15 protein-coding genes are annotated in these 16265 nt (G+C 66.3%); 13 read left to right on the top strand and 2 right to left on the bottom strand.

Annotated features, from left to right (window positions below):
• Nucleotides 1-8: 8 nt before the first annotated feature.
• From murG to dnaE, 11 genes are all read left to right on the top strand, one after another.
• Complete coding sequence (gene murG / locus AC6CHY_RS08050; protein WP_498226439.1) at nt 9-1139, top strand: undecaprenyldiphospho-muramoylpentapeptide beta-N-acetylglucosaminyltransferase; 1131 nt, start codon at nt 9-11, stop codon at nt 1137-1139.
• A 5-nt stretch (nt 1140-1144) separates the two neighbouring features.
• Entirely contained in the window at nt 1145-2545 is a 1401-nt protein-coding gene (gene murC / locus AC6CHY_RS08045; protein ID WP_498226438.1) for a UDP-N-acetylmuramate--L-alanine ligase, read from the top strand.
• Nucleotides 2545-3300, top strand: coding sequence for a cell division protein FtsQ/DivIB (locus tag AC6CHY_RS08040; RefSeq protein ID WP_217389870.1), 756 nt, complete (start codon nt 2545-2547; stop codon nt 3298-3300). The genes murC and AC6CHY_RS08040 overlap by 1 nt, the downstream gene beginning before the upstream one ends.
• Nucleotides 3301-3499: 199 nt before the next feature.
• Nucleotides 3500-4684, top strand: a complete 1185-nt coding sequence (gene ftsZ / locus AC6CHY_RS08035; RefSeq protein WP_217389869.1) for a cell division protein FtsZ — start codon at nt 3500-3502, stop codon at nt 4682-4684.
• A 36-nt stretch (nt 4685-4720) separates the two neighbouring features.
• Complete coding sequence (locus AC6CHY_RS08030; RefSeq protein ID WP_498226437.1) at nt 4721-5461, top strand: purine nucleoside phosphorylase YfiH/LACC1 family protein; 741 nt, start codon at nt 4721-4723, stop codon at nt 5459-5461.
• Between the two features lie 177 nt (nt 5462-5638).
• The gene (locus AC6CHY_RS08025; protein WP_217389867.1) at nt 5639-6172 is read left to right on the top strand and encodes a cell division protein SepF; all 534 of its coding nucleotides are present in this window, start codon (nt 5639-5641) and stop codon (nt 6170-6172) included.
• A gap of 21 nt (nt 6173-6193) precedes the next feature.
• Entirely contained in the window at nt 6194-6499 is a 306-nt protein-coding gene (locus AC6CHY_RS08020; RefSeq protein ID WP_217389866.1) for a YggT family protein, read from the top strand.
• Nucleotides 6500-6713: 214 nt separating this feature from the next.
• Nucleotides 6714-7403 carry a DivIVA domain-containing protein gene (locus AC6CHY_RS08015; RefSeq protein ID WP_217389865.1) on the top strand — a complete coding sequence of 230 codons (690 nt, stop codon included), beginning with the start codon at nt 6714-6716 and terminating at the stop codon, nt 7401-7403.
• 87 nt (nt 7404-7490) lie between these two features.
• Nucleotides 7491-8093 carry a signal peptidase II gene (gene lspA / locus AC6CHY_RS08010; RefSeq protein WP_498226484.1) on the top strand — a complete coding sequence of 201 codons (603 nt, stop codon included), beginning with the start codon at nt 7491-7493 and terminating at the stop codon, nt 8091-8093.
• Nucleotides 8090-9028: an RluA family pseudouridine synthase gene (locus AC6CHY_RS08005; RefSeq protein WP_498226436.1), complete on the top strand. Its 939-nt coding sequence runs from the start codon at nt 8090-8092 to the stop codon at nt 9026-9028. Before lspA ends, AC6CHY_RS08005 begins: the two co-directional genes overlap by 4 nt.
• A 97-nt stretch (nt 9029-9125) precedes the next feature.
• Nucleotides 9126-12692 (top strand): DNA polymerase III subunit alpha, encoded by a 3567-nt coding sequence (gene dnaE / locus AC6CHY_RS08000; RefSeq protein WP_498226435.1) that lies wholly within the window; start codon nt 9126-9128, stop codon nt 12690-12692.
• A gap of 21 nt (nt 12693-12713) precedes the next feature.
• On the opposite strand, the gene AC6CHY_RS07995 is transcribed toward dnaE, so the two are convergent.
• Nucleotides 12714-13211, bottom strand: a complete 498-nt coding sequence (locus AC6CHY_RS07995; RefSeq protein WP_498226434.1) for an SRPBCC domain-containing protein — start codon at nt 13209-13211, stop codon at nt 12714-12716.
• Nucleotides 13212-13361: 150 nt separating this feature from the next.
• Here AC6CHY_RS07995 and hisD point away from each other — a divergent pair, with 150 nt between their 5' ends.
• Nucleotides 13362-14720 (top strand): histidinol dehydrogenase, encoded by a 1359-nt coding sequence (gene hisD / locus AC6CHY_RS07990; RefSeq protein WP_498226433.1) that lies wholly within the window; start codon nt 13362-13364, stop codon nt 14718-14720.
• Between the two features lie 148 nt (nt 14721-14868).
• Nucleotides 14869-15357 carry a transcriptional regulator NrdR gene (gene nrdR / locus AC6CHY_RS07985; protein ID WP_217389861.1) on the top strand — a complete coding sequence of 163 codons (489 nt, stop codon included), beginning with the start codon at nt 14869-14871 and terminating at the stop codon, nt 15355-15357.
• 118 nt (nt 15358-15475) lie between these two features.
• Here nrdR and ppgK read toward each other — a convergent pair whose 3' ends face one another.
• Nucleotides 15476-16261, bottom strand: coding sequence for a polyphosphate--glucose phosphotransferase (ppgK, locus tag AC6CHY_RS07980; RefSeq protein WP_498226432.1), 786 nt, complete (start codon nt 16259-16261; stop codon nt 15476-15478).
• Nucleotides 16262-16265 lie beyond the last annotated feature (4 nt).

The following is a 16265-nucleotide window of genomic DNA, read 5'->3' as shown; positions in this document are numbered from 1 at the left end:
GTATCCCCATGACTGAGCCCCTACGAGTGGTGATCGCCGGCGGCGGAACGGCCGGACACATCACCCCCATGATTGCCATCGCCGACGCCCTGCGCGACGCCGCGCCCAGCACGCAGATCACCGCGGTGGGAACCGCCAACGGCCTGGAGACCAGGCTGGTGCCCGAGGCCGGGTACGAGCTGCGCACCATTGCCAAGGTCCCCATGCCGCGCCGGCCCTCCCTGGACCTGCTCAAGCTGCCCTTCCGCTTCCGCGCCGCGATCAAGGCCGCCGGTGCCATCCTTGACGACACGGGCGCCCAGGCGGTGCTCGGGGTCGGGGGCTACGTGTGCACCCCGGTCTACCTGGCGGCGAAGAAGCGCGGGCTGCCGATCTTCGTCCACGAGGCCAACGCGCGCGCCGGGCTGGCCAACAAGGTCGGTGCCCGGTACGCCGCCGGCGTCGGGGCCGCCTTCAGCGGCACCGGGCTGCCCGGGGCGAAGGTCATCGGCATGCCGATGCGCGGCTTCGTGGCGGGAATGGACCGGGAGGCACAGCGCGAGGGGGCCCGCCGCGCCCTGGGCTTCACCGGGGACGCCCCGGCACTGGTGGTCACCGGAGGATCCTCGGGGGCGGCGTCCATCAACGCGACCATCGCCGCGGGCCTGGGCGAACTCACGGGCGCCGGGGTGCAGGTCCTGCACATCACCGGGAGCGGCAAGGCCGTGCTCGACGCCGCGGGCAAGCCGCTGGCCGCGGACGGATACCGGCAGGTCGAGTACGTCGACTCCATGGACCAGGCCTACGCGGCGGCCGACCTCATGGTCGCCCGCTCCGGGGCCGGGACGGTGTGCGAGCTTGCGGTCGCGGGCACCCCCTCGGTGCTCGTCCCGCTGCCCATCGGCAACGGCGAGCAGCGCCTGAACGCCGCGGACCTGGTCGCCGCCGGCGGCGCGCTGCTGGTGGACGACGCCGACTTCACCCCCGACTACCTGGCCACGACGCTGCTGCCGCTGCTGAAGGACCCGCAGGCGCTTGCCGCCATGGGCGCGGCGGCCAAGGCCCAGGGGCGCAGCGACGCGGCTGCCGTCATGGCCGCCATGATCCGCGAGTCGCTCGGCCACGGAACACCGCCACAAACCTCCAACACGGGAAGCTAAGGGACATGCAGGAACAACACACACTGGCCACGCTGGGCAACGTCCACCTGCTGGGCATCGGCGGGGTGGGCGTCTCGGCGGTTGCCAGGCTGATGCTGGCCCGCGGGCTGAACGTCTCGGGAACCGACGCCAAGGACCTTCCGGTGCTCGATGACCTGCGCGAGGCCGGCGCCCGCATCAATGTCGGCTACGCCGCGGCCAACCTCGGCGATGCCGACACCGTGGTGGTCTCCTCGATCATCAAGGGGGGCAACCCGGAATACGACGAGGCCCTGGCCCGCGGGCTGCGCATCCTGCACCGCTCCGAGGGGCTTGCCGCCACCATGGAGGGGCACCGGGTCATCACCGTGGCCGGGACCCACGGGAAGACCACCACGACCTCGCTGATCGCCTTCATGCTGCGCGAGGCCGGGATCTCCCCGACCTTCGCCGTCGGGGCGAACATCGCCTCGCTGGGCGTGAACGCGGAATACGGGCAGGGCAGGGTGTTCGTGGCCGAGGCCGACGAATCCGATGCCTCGTTCCTGAACTACGCCCCCGATGTCGCGGTCGTCACCAACGTCGAGGCCGACCACCTTGACCACTACGGCAGCGTCGAGGCGGTGCACCGGGCGTTCTACGACTTCGCCTCGCTGCTTCCGGATTCCGGCCTGCTGATCTGCTGTGCCGATGATCCGGGCTCCCTGGCCCTGGCCGTGCGGATGCGCCGCGAGCGCCCGGCGTTGCGCGTGCAGACCTACGGCTTCTCCGAGGGCGCGGACCGCAGGCTGAGCGACGCGAAGCCGGTCGGACTGCGCTTCGCCTGCACCATGGAGTGGGGAAGCGGTGAAACGGCGGAACTGGAACTTGCCGTGCCGGGAAACCACAACCTGCTCAATGCGGCCGCGGCCTTCGCCGTGGGCCTGGACTGCGGCCTGGAGCCCGAGGCGGCGGTGGCGGGCCTGGGTGCCTTCACCGGTGCCGCGCGCCGCTTCGACTTCCGCGGCGAGGCCGGGGGAGTGCGGGTCTTCGACGACTACGCCCACCACCCCACCGAGGTGACCGCCGCCCTGCGCGCCGCCCGCGCGGTCGCCGGCGACGGGGCCGTGCACGTCCTGTTCCAGCCGCACCTCTTCTCCCGCACCAAGGAATTCCACCGCGAGTTCGCCGCGGCCCTCTCGCTGGCCGATTCGGCGCACGTCCTGGAAATCTACCCGGCACGTGAAACCCCGATTCCCGGGGTGACCAGCGAATTGCTGACCCGCGAGCTGAACACCGCCGGGGGGCTGGTGTCCATGGCACGGGCCGCCGAGGTGCTTGCGGACCTGGCCAGCCCCGGGGACGTGATCATGACCATCGGCGCCGGGGACGTCACCGAGCAGGCCGGCGCCATCGTGGCCGCGCTGGAAAAACGTCTGGGCAGCTGATGGCAGGCAAGGCCGGGCACGGGCAGGGCCCCAACAATGTCCTGGACCTGCCCGAGGATCCCGGGGTGCGCGCCAGACGGCGTTGGCTCATCGGCGGATCGGTGGTCGCAGGTCTCGTGGTCGTCCTGGTCCTCGTGCTGACGTTTTCGCCGATCCTGGCGATCAAGTCGGTCACGGTCTCGGGCAATTCGCTGGTCAGCGACAGGACCGTCGAACAGGCCCTCGAGCCGCTGCACGGCGTGCCGCTCTCGCGGGTCGGGACCGGACGGGTCATGGAGCTGCTGGCGGGGGAGCCCGCCGTGAAGGACGCCATCGTCCAGGCCGAGGCGCCCAACACGCTGCACGTCCAGGTCGTCGAATTCGTCCCCGTGGCGGTGCTGCTCGAAGGGAAGAAGCGCTCCCTGGTGGGTCCCGAGGGGCAGGTCCTGGCCTCGCTGAGGGCGAAGGACAAGCCGAAGCTTCCCACCATCCGATCCTCGAAGGTGACCAAGGACCCCAAGGTGTTTTCGATGCTCACCCGGGTTCTCTCAGAACTACCGGATAAGCTATTGGCGAACGTGGATCACGCGACGGCCACCAGCAAGGACTTTGTCGAGCTCAAGCTCAACAGCGGACAACTGGTGATTTGGGGCAACGACCAGGACGCGGCGCTCAAGACCCAGGTCCTGGAGGCACTTTTGGGGGCCCCGAAGGACAAGAAGGCACCCATCAAGGTGTACGACATTTCCAGCCCGCAGCACCCGGTGGCCCGGTAACGGACCTCCAGGGGCCCGAATACAAGAAAAATCAACGACTTAGGGGCGACACGCGGCCTTGGTCGTTGCATGTACGAACTGTGAAACATAGCGTTTTCATAGCGGTTGCTTGACATAACTATAACCTTCGAGTTGAGGGTTAACGTTGGTCCGGTTGAGCTTCCTCGGTCAGCAGCACATCGAACAAGGGAATCAGGACGTGGCAGCTCCACAGAACTACCTCGCCGTCATCAAGGTCGTCGGCATCGGCGGTGGTGGCGTCAACGCCGTCAACCGCATGATCGAAGTTGGCCTGCGAGGCGTCGAATTTATTGCAATCAACACGGATGCGCAGGCATTGCTCATGAGCGATGCCGACGTCAAACTCGATGTGGGACGCGAACTTACCCGTGGCCTGGGTGCCGGAGCCAACCCCGATGTGGGACGCCAGGCAGCCGAGGACCACGCGGAGGAGATCGAGGAAGTGCTGCGCGGGGCCGACATGGTCTTCGTGACCGCCGGCGAGGGCGGCGGCACCGGCACCGGCGGCGCACCCGTCATCGCCCGCATCGCCCGCGGCCTCGGCGCGCTGACCATTGGCGTGGTCACCCGTCCGTTCACCTTCGAGGGCCGCCGCCGCGCGACCAGCGCCGAAAACGGCATCGAGGCGCTGCGCGACGAGGTCGACACCCTCATTGTCATCCCGAACGACCGCTTGCTCTCGATCTCCGACCGCAACGTCTCGGTCCTGGACGCATTCCGCCAGGCCGACCAGGTGCTGCTTTCCGGCGTCCAGGGGATCACCGACCTGATCACCACCCCGGGCCTGATCAACCTCGACTTCGCGGACGTCAAGTCCGTGATGCAGGGAGCCGGTTCGGCACTCATGGGCATCGGTTCGGCACGCGGCGAGGATCGCGCGGTCAAGGCCGCCGAACTCGCCATCGCCTCGCCGCTGCTGGAGGCCTCCATCGACGGCGCCCACGGCGTCCTGCTGTCCATCCAGGGCGGCTCGGACCTCGGTCTGTTCGAGATCAACGAGGCCGCACGCCTCGTGCAGGAAGTCGCACACCCGGAAGCCAACATCATCTTCGGCGCCGTCATTGACGACGCCCTGGGCGACGAGGCCCGCGTGACGGTGATCGCTGCCGGCTTCGACCAGGTCGATGCCACCAGCGCGCCGCAGACCCTGCAGCCGGCTGTCCGCAACGCCCCCGCCGCCCCGGCGGCGGCTCCCGCTGCTCCCGCCGCGGCACCGGCCTCGCCCCAGGCGGCACCCCGCCGCGAAGAGGTCCACGCTGCGGTTGCAACCGCGGATCCGGGCTTCGAGGAACTTCCTGCCATCGTTGAGCCGGATCTCTCGGCCACCAACGACGACCTGGACGTCCCGGACTTCCTGAAGTAAGCGGGACCAACGGCAGAAGGGAACCTTCCGAGCCCCATGTTGCGATACCAATCAGTGCTTGCCCCCGGCGTGCACATTGCATTCACATCCACGGCCGAAGGAAACCTTGCCTTCCACGTTCCGGATGATCGCGACGCCGTGCTGCTGCGGCGTCGCGATCTGGAACGTGGCCTGGGGCTGGGGGAGCAGCGGTTCAGCTACATGGACCAGATCCACTCTGCCACCGTGCTTGACGTGGACGGGCCCCCGCAGGAATCCGCCATACCCACCTGCGACGCACTGGTTTCGGCGGACGCCGCCCACCCCCTGGCCGTCATGGTCGCCGATTGCGTACCCGTCGTCCTTGTGGGGACCTCCACGCAGGGATCTGTCACCGCGGTCGCGCACGCGGGCCGCCGCGGATTGCTCGACGGAATCCTGACCGCAACCTTCAACCGCATGCGTGCGGCCGGAGCGGATGGCGTCGAGGCCTGGATCGGCCCGGCCATTTGCGGAAGCTGCTACGAGGTTCCCGCGGCCATGGCCGCGGAGGCCGAGGCGCTTCGTCCCGGGATCGGCTCCACCACCAGCCAGGGCACCGCCGGACTGGACCTGCCGCGGGCCGCGGCATCCGAACTTCGCGCTCTGGGCGTGGCGGTCACCGAATCCGGGGCCTGCACCCTGGAGGACGACACCTATTATTCCTACCGCCGCGACCCGCGCACCGGCCGCCTGGCCGGATTGGTTTGGCAGGCGACGGGCCGGGATGTCCACGCCGAGGCCGGTGCCCGGGCCTGACCGGCCGCCATCCGGGAACGGGGCCGCGGCGCGGCGCGCCGAACGACACAGGGCGACACACCGCCCGAATCGCACCGATGTCCTCCGGCACCGCCAAATGGTGCTGTAGCGTCGAGATAGCGGAGAGATTTGCGGTTCGGTAGACCGCCGACCGCGCACGATCAAAAGGAGAAGACCATGGCTGGCGCATTGCGCAAGACAATGATCTACCTGGGACTCGCCGAAGGTGACGAGAACTTCGAGGCCGAGAAGCACGACATTGAAGCGCGTGAAGATGTGCGCGTCGTCGAGCCGGTCCGCGAAGAGCCGGTTGCCGCACAGCCTGCTCCGGTAGCACAAGTGGCACCCCGCCCTGTCATCGAAAACGAATACCGGGCTCCGGTAACACCCATCAAGCGCGCACCTTCAGCACGGGACGAGGACTCTTCATTGCGTCAAATCACCACCGTTCATCCACGTTCTTACAATGACGCGAAAATCATTGGCGAGAACTTCCGTGACGGCATCCCCGTCATCATGAACGTCACGGACATGGGCGAAGCGGACGCCAAGCGTCTGGTCGACTTCTCCGCGGGGCTGGTCTTTGCCCTGCACGGCAGCATCGAGCGGGTCACCAACAAGGTGTTCCTGCTTTCGCCCTCCACGGTTGAGGTCCTGGGTGAGGACAAGAAACAGTCCGAAGACCAGGCAACCTTCTTCAACCAGAGCTAAGTCCAAGGGTTCGAAGGCATAGTGGAGCTTATTTTCGCGCTACTTTATGTGGTGCTGACGGTGCTGCAAGTCATGTTGCTGTTGCGCATAGTGCTCGATGTCACGGAGTCCTTTGCGCGCTCCTGGCGCCCGCGCGGTATGGCCCTGGTCGCGGTCTCATTGATTGCCAAGACCACGGATCCTCCGATGCGCTGGTTGCGCTCGCGCATTAAACCGCTAGATCTCGGCGGAATCCGCCTTGATTTGGCGTTCATCATTTTGTTCTTCGCCGTCATAGTGCTCAAGATCATTGTCAATAGTTTGGGTGTTGCAGCGGCGCAGGGATAGGCCTCGGAAGAGGCCTGAATTACGGTGCGACAAGGGTCAAGTCGATGAATTTTCGGAAAGAAAGTTCGTTTCCTTTAGCCTTTACCGGCCCAGTCGTTATAGTGTTGTCACATTAGGCGCAACGACTGCACCGGGTTGCGCACCAATAAACGGTAAGTGTACTCGGGCCGCACTTCAGCGGTTCGAGGAGAGAACCAAGTATCGAGGTGACCAGATGGCTCTCACGCCAGAAGATGTAGTCAACAAGCGATTTCAGCCGACGAAGTTTCGTGAAGGCTACGATCAGGATGAAGTTGACGATTTCCTAGACGAAATCGTTGTCGAGCTACGTCGTCTGACGCAGGAGAATGACGAACTGCGTCGCCGCCTGTCGGAAGCCGGCATCAGCGAAGGCGAACAGTCCGTACCAGCCCCTGTGGCAGCAGCCCCTGCAGCCAAGCCGGCCGAGGCGGAAAAGCCCAAGGATGCCAAGGCTCCCGAGGTCAAGAAGGAAGAGACCAAGGCTCCAGAAGCCCCCAAGGCAGCCGAGCCGGCCAAGGTCGTTGCAGCGGCCCCCGCCGCAGCAGCAGCCCCGGCCTCCACGGCCGAGTCCGCCGCCGGCGTCCTGGCCATGGCCCAGCGCCTGCACGACGAATACGTCTCCGCAGGTGTTGAACAGCGTGACAAGATCATCGCCGAAGCCCAGGTCGAGGCCAACAGCCTCGTTTCCGAGGCCGAGGAGAAGAGCCGCAAGACCCTGTCGGCACTGGAACAGCAGAAGACTGTTCTGGAGCGCAAGGTCGAGCAGCTGCGTGGCTTCGAGCGCGACTACCGCGCCCGCCTGAAGACCTACATCGAGGGTCAGCTGCGCGATCTGGAAGCCAAGGGCTCCATGGATACGGCAGAAGCCAAGGAAAACGGCTAATCTGTTTCAGCACTTGCCGCACATATTGATGGCTTAAGATTGTTGGCGGTCGGGTTACCGACCGCCAACAATGCGTTAAAGGACATGATGGAAGACAGCTCCACACCACCGGTGCCGCAAGGTGCCGCCAAGCCCGCACCCGGCAGTGGAACCGCACGGCGCCTCGTGCTGGCCACGAGCGTCCTGGCAGTGTTTGCCCTGGTCCTGGACCAGTTCACCAAGCGCATCGTGGAATCGTCGATGTACGAGGGCCAAGTCGTCGACGTCTTCGCTCCGTTGCTGCGCTGGTACTACATCAAGAATTCCGGCGCCGCGTTTTCCATGGGCGAGGGCTACACCTGGATCTTCAGCATCATCCAGGCGGCCGTGCTCCTCTACGTGGCGGTGTTCCTCGTGCGCAAGATCCGCGTGTGGCCCTGGGCCCTCGCCCTGGGCGGACTGATGGGCGGCGTCGCCGGAAACCTCACGGACAGGCTCTTCCGTCCGCCCTCTTTCGGACAGGGACACGTGGTTGATTTCATTGCCCTGCCGAACTTCGCGATATTCAACATCGCCGACATGTTCATTGTTTGCTCGATGATCGGGATCTGCCTGTTGCTCTTCACCGGCCGCGAACTCGATGGCAGCAGGTCCGTGGCGAAGAAGAAGCCGGAGCAGGACGCCGGGCCCGAGCCGCGGGAACAGCAGTGACCGGGGAACGCACCGAATCGCTGCTCGTCTCGCCGGAAGAGGCGGCACTGCGCATGGATGCATTCCTGGCCCAGCGGCTCGAGATCTCCCGCGCGCAGGCGGCACTGCTCTGCGCCGAGGGGAACGTGACGCTCGCCGGCAAGGTACTGGGCAAGTCCCGCAAGACCACTGCCGGCGACACCATCGAAGTCTTCATTCCGCTTCGGCCAGACCCACTAGAAATCAGGGTAGAACTCGTGGAAGACCTCAAGATCATTGCCGACGACGATGACTACGTCGTCATCGACAAGCCCGTGGGCGTCGCGGCACACCCCTCGCCGGGCTGGGTCGGCCCCACCGTGGTCGGCGCCCTGGCCGCCGCCGGCTACCGTATTTCCACCTCGGGATCGGCCGAACGCCAGGGCATCGTGCACCGACTGGACGTGGGCACCAGCGGCCTGATGGTGGTCGCCAAGACCGAACGCGCCTACACGGCGCTCAAGCGCGCGTTCAAGGAACGGACCCCGAAGAAGATCTACCACGCGGTCGTGCAGGGGCTGCCCGACCCGCTGGAAGGCACCATCAACGCTCCGCTGGGCCGCCATCCCGGACACGACTGGAAATTCGCCGTCATCGAGGACGGCCGCGACTCGGTGACCCATTACAAGGTCCTCGAGGCGTTTGGCCGCGCCTCGCTGGTGGAAGTCACCCTGGAAACCGGCCGCACCCACCAGATCCGCGTGCACTTCAGTGCCCTGCGGCATCCCTGTGCGGGAGACCAGACCTACGGGGCGGACCCGAAGCTGTCGGCCGCCCTCGGGCTGACCCGCCAGTGGCTCCATGCCCAAATGCTGGGGTTCTTCCACCCGGTCAACGGGGAGTGGGTCGAGTACACCAGCGACTACCCGCTGGATTTGAACAACGCCCTGGAGATGCTGCGCGACGGCAACTTCTAGTGTGTCCCCGGCGGCACCCGGCCCATGGCCGGGTGCCGCTCCACACATCGGTGCGCCCCGGTGGTCGGGTGTCGGTGTGAACGCCTAGACTGGATCGGTGGCTAGCTCTAATCGCGATGGATTCGTACACCTTCACACGCACACCGAATACTCAATGCTTGACGGTGCCGCGCGCCTGGCGGAACTCTTTGAGGAGACCAACCGGCTGGGCATGACGGCCTTGGCCACGACCGACCACGGCTATCTCTTTGGTGCCTTCGACTTCTGGAACAAGGCAACCCAGGCAGGGATCAAGCCGATCATCGGCATCGAAGCCTACGTCACCCCGGGCACCGCACGCGACGACAAGACCCGCGTGAAGTGGCGCACCGACGAGAGCCAGAAGCGCGACGACGTCTCCGGCGGTGGCCTTTACACCCACATGACGCTGCTGAGCTACAACAACACCGGCATGAAGAACCTGTTCAAGGCCTCTTCCTTGGCTTCCCTCGACTCGGTCTTTGGCAAGTACCCGCGGTTGGACCGCGATCTGCTGAACACCTATCACGAGGGGATCATCGCCACCACCGGTTGCCCCTCGGGGGAAGTCCAGACGAAGCTGCGCCTCGGCCAATACAACGAGGCCAAGGCCGCAGCAGCGGAATTCCAGGACCTTTTCGGCAAGGAAAACTACTTCTGCGAGTTCATGGACCACGGGCTGGACATCGAGCGCCGGGTCACCCAGGACCTGTTGCGTCTGGCCAAGGAACTGAACATCCCGAGGGTCGCCACCAACGATCTGCACTACACCCACGAGCACGATGCCAAGGCCCACGAGGCCCTGCTGGCCATCAACTCCGGTTCCACCCTCGATGAGCCGACCTACGACCAGGGCGGCTCGCGCTTCGCCTTCTCGGGGTCCGGCTACTACCTCAAGAGCCCGGCCGAAATGCGGCACCTCTTCCGCGAGATGCCCGATGCCTGTGACAACACCCTGCTGATCGCCGAACGCGCCGAGGTGTCCTTTGACACCAGCGCCAACTACATGCCGCGTTTCCCCTGCCCGCCGGGCGAGGACGAGACCAGCTGGCTGATCAAGGAAGTCGACAAGGGGATGCACTACCGCTACCCCAATGGCGTCCCGGAGGCCTCGCGCAAGCAGGCGGACTTCGAGCTCGACGTGATCATCAAGATGGGCTTCCCCGGCTACTTCCTGGTCGTTGCCGACTTCATCAACTGGTCCAAGGACAACGGCATCCGCGTAGGGCCCGGCCGTGGTTCGGGTGCAGGTTCCATGGTTGCCTACGCGATGCGCATTACCGACCTTGACCCGCTGGTCCACGGGCTGATCTTCGAGCGGTTCCTGAACCCGGAACGCGTCTCCATGCCCGACTTCGACGTCGACTTCGATGATCGTCGCCGCTCGGAGGTCATCAGGTACGTGACCGAAAAGTACGGCGACGAGCGTGTGTCGATGATCGTGACCTACGGGTCGATCAAGACCAAGCAGGCGCTGAAAGACTCCTCCCGTGTGCTTGGCTACCCCTTCTCCATGGGTGAATCCCTGACCAAGGCGCTGCCGCCTGCCGTCATGGCCAAGGACATCCCGCTCAATGACATTGAGGACCCCAAGTCCAAGCGGTACTCCGAGGCCGGGGACTTCCGCCAGCTGGTCGCCACCGACCCCGAGGCCGCACGAGTTTTCGAAACCGCGAAGGGCATCGAGGGGCTGAAGCGCCAGTGGGGCGTGCACGCCGCAGGCGTCATCATGAGCTCGGACCCCATCATCGACGTCATCCCGATCATGCGCCGCATCCAGGACGGCCAGGTCATCACGCAATTCGACTACCCGACCTGTGAAGGCCTGGGGCTGATCAAGATGGACTTCCTGGGGTTGCGGAACCTCACCATCATTTCCGACGCGCTGGAAAACATGAAGGCGAACCAGGACGTGGACCTGGACCTCGAGCGCCTGGAACTCGACGACGCCGGCGCCTACGAATTGATGGCCCGCGGCGACACCCTGGGCGTGTTCCAGCTCGACGGCGGGCCCATGCGCTCGTTGCTCAAGCTCATGCGCCCCGACAACTTCGAAGACATCTCCGCGGTGCTCGCGCTCTACCGCCCGGGCCCGATGGGCGCGAACTCGCACAACAACTACGCGCTGCGCAAGAACAAGCTCCAGGAAGAAACCCCGATCCACCCGACCCTGGAGGAACCGCTGCGGGAAATCCTGGGCGGCACCTACGGCCTGATCGTGTACCAGGAGCAGGTCATGTCCATTGCGCAGAAGCTGGCCGGCTTCTCGCTGGGCCAGGCAGACATCCTGCGCCGTGCCATGGGCAAGAAGAAGAAGTCCGAGCTGGACAAGCAGTTCGCCGGATTCTCCCAGGGCATGATCGACAACGGCTTCACCATGGAGGCCGTAAAGGCCCTCTGGGACATCCTGCTGCCCTTCTCCGACTACGCCTTCAACAAGGCCCACTCCGCCGCCTACGGCGTCATTTCCTATTGGACCGCCTACCTCAAGGCCCACTACCCCTCCGAGTACATGGCTGCGCTCTTGACCTCCGTTGCGGATGACAAGGACAAGACGGCCATGTACCTGAACGAATGCCGCCACATGGGCATCACAGTGCTGGCCCCCGACGTCAACGAATCCGCCCTGAACTTCACCCCGGTCGGCAACGACATCCGCTTCGGCATGGGCGCGATCCGCAACGTGGGCGCCAACGTCGTCAACGCCCTGGTCGAGGCCCGCGCCGAAAAGGGAAACTTCGAGAACTTCGCCGACTTCCTGCAAAAGGTCCCGGCGGTGGTCTGCAACAAGCGCACCATCGAATCCCTGATCAAGGCCGGCGCCTTCGACTCCATGGGGCATGCCCGCAGGGCCCTGGTCGCCATCCACGAAGAGGCCGTGGATTCGGTCATCGCGGTCAAGCGCAACGAGGCGGCCAACCAGTTCGACCTCTTCAGCGCCTTCGACGATCCCACCGCCGCGGCCGGGATGACGGTGTCGGTCCCGGACCTGCCCGACTGGGAAAAGAAGGACAAGCTGGCCTTCGAGCGCGACATGCTCGGGCTCTACGTCTCGGACCACCCGCTGAAGGGCCTGGGCGGGCTGCTCGAGCAGAACGCGGACATGTCGGTCACCCAGGTGCTCTCCGACGACGGACCGCAGGACGGGCACACCGTGACCATCTGCGGAATGATCACCTCGCTTCAGCGCCGCATCGCCAAGAAGAGCGGAAACCCGTACGCGCGCTGCGAGATCGAGGACCTCTCCGGGTCCATGGAGACCATGTTCTTCGGCAACGCCTACGCGCCGATCGCCAACGTGCTGGCCGAGGACCTGATCGTGGTGGTCAAGGGCCGGGTGCAGAAACGCGACGACGGCTCGATCACGCTCAACGCCCAGGAGCTCACCGTCCCGGAGATCCGCGAGGACGGGGAGAGCGGCCCGGTGGTCATTTCGATGGCCAACCACAAGGCCACCGAGGAGGTCATCTCCGCACTCGGCGACGTGCTGCGCGTGCACCAGGGCACCACCGAGGTGCGCGTGAAGCTGCACAGCACCCGAGGAGTGACAATGATGGGTCTGGGCCTGAACTACCGGGTGACCCCGAACTCGGCGCTGTTCGGCGACCTGAAGGTGCTGCTGGGCCCGACCTGCCTGGACGTCTAGCGGTCGGCGCCCGGCGGAACGTCAGCCGGCCGCCGGGGTGTAGACCGGGACGAGGGCGGGGTAGTAGCGATCCCACTCCACGGTGGCCACGTCGCCTCCCCGCAGGTGGACGATGGCACGCTCCAGGTAGTACTCCCACCCCGGACCGATCGAGCAGGGGTCCTGGCCAGGCCCCAGGTCCTGGGTGAACCTGATTTTCCCGGCTCCGGGCGTCCCGGAGACCTCGAACCCGAGGTTCCAGGTGTCATGCTCGCTGACGGTGTTGAAGGCCAGTTCGTGCGGTGCCCGGCAGCGCAGGATCTGCACCGGTTCGGGCGGGGATTCCTGGCCGTCTTCGACCATCGAGAAGCTCAGGTCGCCGCCCTCCCGGGAACCGCGCAGCACCCCGACCCATCCGGCCAGCCCCGCGTCGGTGGTGAACGCCTCCCAGATGTCTTCCGGGTCGAATTCGGTGTGGCGCTCGATGGCGATCCGTACGCCGTCGGCGGTCGACTCCAGCGAACCGTGTGCTTTGATCATCTTTGCCCCTCGGGTTTTGTTGTGGCTCTTACGCTGTGACTATTTCACAACGGCCGCGTGCGCGGAAGCAGCGGAGGGGGCCGCGAATGTTAAGGCGGGCCGGCACGGGGGTTTCACGGCCGCGACCCCCTGACCCTATAAACTGGTTCGGTGACCAGCAACGTACGCCCCCAGACCTTTTCCGCGCTCCAGGACCTCGACCTGCGGGGTGCGCCCCTTGACCATGCGAGCCTCAAGGCGGTGCTGCCGCGCCCCGAGCTGAACTTCGCCACCGCCGCGGAAGCCGTCGAGTCGATCATCGCCCGCGTGCGCTCCGAGGGATTCGCCGCCTTGTCGGAGCTGGCCGAAAAGTTCGACGGCGTGCAGCAGGACTACACGCGTGTTCCCGCCGAGGCCATGGAACGCGCCCTGGCCGAGCTCGATCCCCAGGTCCGCGCCGGGCTGGAGGAATCCATTGCCCGGGCGCGCGCCTTTGCCGCCGCGCAGGTGCCGGAGGACACCAGCGTGGACTACGGCCCGGGCGCCACCGTCACCCAGCGCTGGGTCCCGGTGCGCCGGGTGGGACTCTACGTCCCGGGAGGCCTGGCGGTGTACCCGAGCTCGGTGATCATGAACGCCGTCCCGGCTCTGGCCGCGGGCGTCGGTTCCCTGGCCATCGCTTCGCCCCCGCAGAAGGAATTCGGCGGGCTGCCCCACCCCACGATCCTGGCCGCGGCCCGGCTGCTGGGCGTCGAGGAGGTCCACGCCATGGGAGGGGCCCAGGCCATTGCGGCCCTCGCCTACGGGGTGCCGGTGCCCGAGGGCGTTGACGCGCGGCTGGCCATCGAGCCGGTCGACGTGGTCACCGGCCCCGGAAACCTCTTTGTCGCCACCGCGAAGCGCCTGGTCAAGGGCGTGGTCGGCATCGACGCCGAGGCCGGACCCACCGAGATCGCGATCCTGGCCGACGCCGCCGCGAACCCGGGCTTTATCGCCGCGGACATGATTTCCCAGGCCGAGCACGATCCCAACGCCGCGGCGGTGCTCATCACCGATTCGCCCGAGCTTGCCGAGGCGGTGCGCAACGCGCTGGAGGCCCAGTGCGCGACCACCAAGCATTCCGAGCGGGTGCGCATCGCGCTGGGCGGAAAGCAGTCGGCCATCGTCCTGGTTGACGACATGGCCGCGGGCATCGCGGTGTGCAACGTCTATGCGGCCGAGCACCTGGAAATCCACACCGCCACGGCCGCCGACGACGCGGCGCTGGTCACCGCCGCGGGCGCCGTGTTCGTCGGGTCGCATTCGCCGGTGAGCCTGGGGGACTACTGCGCCGGGTCCAACCACGTGCTTCCGACCAGCGGAACCGCCGCCTTCGCCTCGGGGCTGAACGTCAATACGTTCCTCAAGGCAATCCAGGTCATCGACTACGACCGAGCCGCGCTGTCGGTGGTTGCCCCCCACGTGGTGGCCCTGGCCAACGCCGAGGACCTGCCGGCGCACGGCGACGCGGTGGCCATCCGCTTTGCCTAGCCGAACCCTATTCGGCGGGGCGAGGCCCCCGATGTGTCAAAGACCACAATATATGGTAATGACATTGTTGTGATTACGCTATATGTGGCCCTAAACTGATCCCGAGCACGCATGTGCTTTGCAGATAAAGACCCGAGGAAGGGGTGCCATGTACTGTCCCTATTGCAGGCACACCGATTCGCGCGTCGTCGATAGCCGCCTGACCGACGACGGCACCGCGATTCGCCGCCGCCGGCAATGCGCCGCATGCGGCCGCCGCTTCAGCACGGCGGAAACCACGAGCCTGAACGTGCTCAAGCGCTCCGGGGTGGCCGAGCCCTTCAGCCGGGCCAAGGTCATCAACGGCGTGCGCAAGGCCTGCCAGGGCCGCCCCGTCACCGACGACGACCTGGCCCTGCTGGCCCAGGAAGTCGAGGAAGCCGTTCGTTCCAGCGGAGCGGCGGAAATCAACGCCCGCGAGGTGGGGCTGGCGATCCTCACGCCGCTGCAGCGCCTCGACGAGGTCGCCTACCTGCGCTTCGCCAGCGTCTACCAGGACTTCAAGTCGCTGGAGGACTTCGAGGGGGCCATCGCGAAGCTGCGGGCCGAACGCGACACCCGGCCGGTGGGGCACCAGCGTCCCCTCGGTGCGCGCTAGACCCAAGCGCTAGGCCCGCGCCGCAGCCGGAAGCCCAAAGACCAATGGCGGGCCTCCCGCTTCCCGATTCGACTGGGGAAGCGGGAGGCCCGCCATTGGCGTCCTGCCCGGCAAATGGCTAGGAAAGGCCCGACTGCTGCAGGGCCGCCCCGACGATGCCGGCATTGTTCTTTGACTTCGCCACCGTGATCGGGGTGGAAAGCGAGAGCTTGGGAAGGTAGTCGTCAGCGCGCTTGGAGATGCCGCCGCCGATGACGAACAGCGAGGGGGAGAAGAGGAACTCGACGTGGGAGAAGAAGCGCTGCAACCGCACCGCGTATTCGTCCCAGCCCAGCTCGTCGCGCTCGCGTGCCGAGGCCGAGGCGCGGGTCTCGGCCACCGCCGAATCGATCTCCAGGTGGCCCAGCTCCACGTTGGGAACCAGCACGCCGTTGTGGATCAGGGCCGACCCGATGCCCGTGCCCAGGGTGATCACGAGCACGGTCCCGTCAACGCCGGCCCCGGCACCGTAGCGGGCCTCTGCCAGTCCTGCGGCGTCGGCGTCGTTCATCACGTGGACCTCGCGCCCCAGCCGCTTGGTGAACAGCGCATCCACGTCGGTGCCGATCCAGGACTTGTCCACGTTGGCGGCCGAGCGGGCCACTCCGTGGTGGATGATGGACGGAAAGGTGACCCCCACCGGGGTCTCGGCCCCCGGGGCGCCGTCCCGTTCGTCGAGTTCCGCGACGATCTGCGCTACCACCTCGGCCACCGCCGCCGGGGTCGCAGGCTTCGGGGTGTCAATGCGGAGGCGTTCGCCAATCAGCTTTCCGGCATCAAGGTCGACGATGCCGCCCTTGATGCCGGTGCCGCCGATGTCGATGCCGATGGCCGTGGGCGAAGGGTTCAGTGCGCGTTCAGACATGCGG

This window comes from Paeniglutamicibacter sp. GQ140 (genome assembly GCF_059759235.1).
This window is presented reverse-complemented; position numbering and strand designations above follow the sequence as displayed.

Bases quoted from the DNA above. Each gene is read 5' to 3' on its own strand.
- AC6CHY_RS08025 (WP_217389867.1), top strand. From the start codon at position 5,639: ATGGCTGGCGCATTGCGCAAGACAATGATCTACCTGGGACTCGCCGAA.
- AC6CHY_RS08030 (WP_498226437.1), top strand. From the start codon at position 4,721: ATGTTGCGATACCAATCAGTGCTTGCCCCCGGCGTGCACATTGCATTC.
- lspA (WP_498226484.1), top strand. From the start codon at position 7,491: ATGGAAGACAGCTCCACACCACCGGTGCCGCAAGGTGCCGCCAAGCCC.
- AC6CHY_RS08040 (WP_217389870.1), top strand. From the start codon at position 2,545: ATGGCAGGCAAGGCCGGGCACGGGCAGGGCCCCAACAATGTCCTGGAC.
- nrdR (WP_217389861.1), top strand. From the start codon at position 14,869: ATGTACTGTCCCTATTGCAGGCACACCGATTCGCGCGTCGTCGATAGC.
- AC6CHY_RS08015 (WP_217389865.1), top strand. From the start codon at position 6,714: ATGGCTCTCACGCCAGAAGATGTAGTCAACAAGCGATTTCAGCCGACG.
- AC6CHY_RS07995 (WP_498226434.1), bottom strand. From the start codon at position 13,211: ATGATCAAAGCACACGGTTCGCTGGAGTCGACCGCCGACGGCGTACGG.
- murC (WP_498226438.1), top strand. From the start codon at position 1,145: ATGCAGGAACAACACACACTGGCCACGCTGGGCAACGTCCACCTGCTG.
- murG (WP_498226439.1), top strand. From the start codon at position 9: ATGACTGAGCCCCTACGAGTGGTGATCGCCGGCGGCGGAACGGCCGGA.
- ppgK (WP_498226432.1), bottom strand. From the start codon at position 16,261: ATGTCTGAACGCGCACTGAACCCTTCGCCCACGGCCATCGGCATCGAC.